Annotated in this window: 4 protein-coding genes, 2 tRNA genes and 1 pseudogene; 4 read left to right on the top strand and 3 right to left on the bottom strand. The window is 43.8% G+C overall.

Annotation, left to right across the window (positions count from 1 at the left end):
• Window positions 1–548 (bottom strand): annotated as a pseudogene (locus STRDD11_RS14535) (TRAM domain-containing protein); the annotation flags it as partial.
• A 55-nt stretch (window positions 549–603) separates the two neighbouring features.
• Between STRDD11_RS14535 and STRDD11_RS09425 the strand changes: the two are divergent.
• The 4 genes from STRDD11_RS09425 (at window position 604) to STRDD11_RS09440 (ending at window position 3,392) form a co-directional block, all read left to right on the top strand.
• Entirely contained in the window at window positions 604–1,380 is a 777-nt protein-coding gene (locus STRDD11_RS09425) for an aminoglycoside 3'-phosphotransferase (RefSeq protein ID WP_128837099.1), read from the top strand.
• A 26-nt stretch (window positions 1,381–1,406) separates the two neighbouring features.
• Entirely contained in the window at window positions 1,407–2,183 is a 777-nt protein-coding gene (gene recX, locus STRDD11_RS09430; protein ID WP_128837100.1) for a recombination regulator RecX, read from the top strand.
• A gap of 88 nt (window positions 2,184–2,271) precedes the next feature.
• The gene (locus STRDD11_RS09435; protein WP_128837101.1) at window positions 2,272–2,805 is read left to right on the top strand and encodes a nucleoside tri-diphosphate phosphatase; all 534 of its coding nucleotides are present in this window, start codon (window positions 2,272–2,274) and stop codon (window positions 2,803–2,805) included.
• A 269-nt stretch (window positions 2,806–3,074) separates the two neighbouring features.
• Window positions 3,075–3,392, top strand: a complete 318-nt coding sequence (locus STRDD11_RS09440) for a DUF960 domain-containing protein (protein ID WP_128837102.1) — start codon at window positions 3,075–3,077, stop codon at window positions 3,390–3,392.
• A gap of 531 nt (window positions 3,393–3,923) precedes the next feature.
• Here STRDD11_RS09440 and STRDD11_RS09445 read toward each other — a convergent pair.
• Window positions 3,924–3,997, bottom strand: a tRNA-Pro gene (locus tag STRDD11_RS09445).
• A gap of 42 nt (window positions 3,998–4,039) precedes the next feature.
• A tRNA-Arg gene (locus tag STRDD11_RS09450) sits at window positions 4,040–4,113 on the bottom strand.
• Window positions 4,114–4,169 lie beyond the last annotated feature (56 nt).

Consider the following 4,169-nt stretch of genomic DNA (forward strand, 5'->3'; position numbering starts at 1 on the left):
TTTACCCGTAAAACGCCGGGCCGCCTTATTGATGATTTTTGCGTCAGCTTGTCCTGAACCAAACAGTTTTTCAGCGAGACCAGATAGTGAGAATTCTGCGCATAGAGACCTGCCTTGACCTCGCCCTTGAACTTCCGAGTCTGAAACTGCAGCTTGGCCCGGTAATAGAGCGGCTCCTGCATACCGATGGTCGGCCGAATGTCATAACTTTCATAACCCGCCGGCGCAAATTTTTTCAGAGCCTGCCGCAGCAAGTCTTCCTTGAATTCCAGCTGCTTGTCATAGTGCAGGTGCATGATCTGGCAGCCGCCGCAGCTGTCATAGATCTCACAAGGCGCCTCCACCCGAAATTTTGACCGCTTATTGATAGTCAAGAGCTTGGCCTCGATAAAATTCCGCTGGACCTTGGTCACCTGACAGTAAACTTCCTCGCCCTTGAGCGCCCCCGGCACAAAGACCAGCGTCTTCTTATAAAATCCAATCCCTTCCCCATTAATGCCCATTTTCTTAATTTTCAAAGGGATTCTTTGCTTCACTTTCACATTCATGCTTCTATTATACCACGCAGCTTCGCATTCGTTGAGAATATGTTACAATAAAAGTATGAAAACAGAAAAAATATCTCTCCCACTGGACCATTTCCCTCAAGAAATACGAACTGATATAGAGAGGGCCAATATTTACGATTCTTCCTCCCATTCAGGGGCAACAGTCCTTTACTTAGACACAGGCTATTACCTGAAGATGGACCAAAAAGGCAAATTAGCCCAGGAAGCCACACTTGCCAAATGGTTTGAAGAGCAAGGACTCGGCGTCCCAGTCCTTTCCTATTTCAGTACAGATCAGGACTATCTGCTGACCAGAGAAGCTTCCGGCAAAAGCGCCCTTGCATTTCTCGGGCAGGCAGAAGCACTGTGCCAGACTATGGCAGCCTCACTCAAAAAACTTCACGGCCTGCGGCCCCAGCATTTCCCAGTCAGCAATCGCATCGAAGATTACAAACAAGAAGCTAAGGACAACTACCAAAAAGGCTGCTTTTACGAAAAGGCTTTACTGCCCCAATTTCAAATCCAGAATCGAGAAGAAGCCTATCAGCTGATTCAGGAGCAAGGACACCTTTTGACAGCAGATGCCTTGATCCACGGAGATGCCTGCCTGCCCAATTTTATCCTGAAAGACGCAGCAACCTTTTCCTGCTTTATTGATTTAGGATTAGCCGGCTTCAGCGACCGGCATATTGACCTTTACTGGGCGGTCTGGTCTCTGACCTACAATCTATCTGACCCTGCCTACGCCGAGCTTTTTCTTGACTGCTACGGCAGAGAAGACATTGATGCAGACAAACTCCGCCTGATTGCCGCCTTTGAAGCCTTTGGCTAGAAGAAAGGAATTCTCAACCACCACCTATGAAAATCACCAAAATCGAAAAGAAAAAGCGCCTCTATCTGCTGGAGCTGGACGACAGTGAGCGCCTCTATATTACAGAAGACACCATTGTCCGTTTCATGCTGTCTAAGGGGATGGAAATAGAGGAGCAGGATCTGCAGGAAATTCAAAAGTATGCCCAATTTTCCCATGGAAAAAATCTAGCTCTCTATCACCTGTCCTTCAAGCAGCGAACCACTCAGGAAGTACGGAATTATCTGGTCGCACACGGCATTGAAGAAAGCATCATCAGCGGCGTCATTGGCAAGCTCAAAGCTGACAGTTGGCTGGACGACCGCCAGTATGCCCAGTCTTTTATCCAGTCCAATCTGCTTTCAGGGGACAAAGGCCCCTACGTCCTTCAGCAAAAGCTGAGTCAAAAAGGCATTTCCAGCGCAGTTATTGAGGAAGAACTTAATCAGTCTGACTTCACAGAATTGACCGATAAGGTGGCCGAAAAACTGCTGAAAAAATATCAGGGAAAACTCCCCAGCAAGGCCCTGCAGGATAAAATTCTCCAATCCTTGATTAATAAAGGATTCTCCTATAGCCAAGCCAAAGCAGCTTATCAGCATCTAGAAATCGAAGAAGACGAAGAAAACCAGCAAGAGCTGCTCTACAAAGAGCTGGACAAGCAATACCGCAAATATTCCAAAAAATACGATGGTTACGACTTAAAACAGCGCCTCACTCAGGCCTTGGCCCGTAAAGGCTATGATTTTTCTGACATTGCCAGCGCCCTGAGGGAATATCTGTAAGTTTTTTCTCTGAAAACTTATGCATTTCTATGAAAATATGTTACAATAAAGGTGATAAACTTTAAAAATTGTAGAAAGTTGGTAAGTTATGAAACTTCCAAAAGAAGGCGACTTTATTACAATTCAAAGTTATAAGCATGATGGGAATCTTCACCGCACTTGGCGAGATACCATGGTACTAAAGACAACAGAAAACGCCATTATCGGCGTCAATGACCATACCTTAGTAACAGAGAGCGATGGCCGACGCTGGGTAACACGCGAACCCGCCATTGTCTACTTTCATAAGAAATATTGGTTTAATATCATTGCCATGATTCGTGACAATGGAACCTCCTATTACTGCAATCTGGCCAGTCCTTACTATTTGGACAGCGAAGCCCTCAAGTACATTGACTATGATTTGGATGTCAAGGTCTTTGCAGACGGTGAAAAGCGCCTGCTGGATGTCGAGGAATATGAACGCCACAAAAAACAGATGAAATATTCTAATGATTTGGATTTCATTCTCAAAGAAAATGTCAAAATCCTGGTTGACTGGATTAATAAAGGGCGAGGTCCGTTTTCAGATGCTTATGTAAATATTTGGTACAAACGTTATGTTGAACTAAAGAATCGATAAAGTTGTCAAAGAGCGCAAGCTCTTTTTCTTTTGTCAAGCTGACTTTTCGAAAAGGCCGTACTTAATGAAAATCATCAGCAAACCAAGAAAGCAGGCGCTGGCATGCTGGCGAACAGAAAGACGCCGCTGACATAATCGGAAGAAATTTCCGACGAGTATGGAGATTCGAAAGATTGGATCGGACAGGGGTTAAAGCATAGCAATTCCTTGCTTTCTCAAGTATTTTTCGGTATGATATAAGAAAATCAGCTGCAGGAAAGGAGTCTCTCATGGCATTTACAAATACACACGGAAGATACGCCAGCTTTGGCATTATGACCAGCCTCCCTGAGGAAATCGTAGACTCTTTTTGGCATATCATTGACAATAATCTCAAAGGGGTTTTCGAACTGCGCTCTGTCCTTAAGTTCGAAATCATCAATCACAAGGGAAAAGTCACTCTGCGATTCACCCAGAAAAATTTCAACACAGCCATCGCCTTTGATTTAAACTATCCTTTCGACCCCTATTTCCCTAGAAAAGTCTATATTGTTGACAACGATGGAAAAGAAACCATTATGCTGTCAGATGAATATTCACTGATGTAATTTCACTCTGTATTCAAATCCTGAAAATTCAGACTAGCCAGCGCCTGAAAGACCGACAGAAAAGATCCGCAGGACCAGACATGACTGCCAATATAGCTTATACTTTTCAAGGAAATTTGGAGATGACCAAGCAAACCGATGCAGGTAGAATAGGACTTCATCAAAGACCTCTAATGCAGCCTTCTTCGACTTTCAAAGAGTATTAGCATGGTTAGCTCACCTTGTCGTACGCTTTTTGTAACTATACACAACTTCAAAACGGCGTTTTGAGCAGTCTGCCGCTCGCCCTGCCTATCATTTTCTAATTTCAAGATGGTAGACTAAAATCAAACTAAAAAATTATCCAAGCTTCACTAGTTTTATTTACAACTTTCAAGAGCTCGAGAAGCTAACAATTTATAAGAACATTTGGAAAACATCAAGCGCCAGAATAACAAAAGAAATCCGAAATGTACATTCCGGACTCTTATTGATTTCAAAAAAGAAGCTGTACCAGCCCCTCATGATGGCTGCACCAGCGCGAATCTTCTATCGGGAAGACAGGATTCGAACCTGCGACACCTTGGTCCCAAACCAAGTACTCTACCAAGCTGAGCTACTTCCCGCAAACAATCTAAAAACGGAGTCAACCGACTTCGCTTTTTCTATGCACCCTAGAGGAGTCGAACCTCTAACCGCCTGATTCGTAGTCAGGTACTCTATCCAGTTGAGCTAAGGGTGCTCACTATAATTACAAATTCATTATAACAAAAATACATAAAAAGTCAACTACTTTTT

Source organism: Streptococcus sp. DD11, from assembly GCF_001578865.1.
In the GTDB taxonomy this organism is placed as follows: domain Bacteria; phylum Bacillota; class Bacilli; order Lactobacillales; family Streptococcaceae; genus Streptococcus; species Streptococcus panodentis.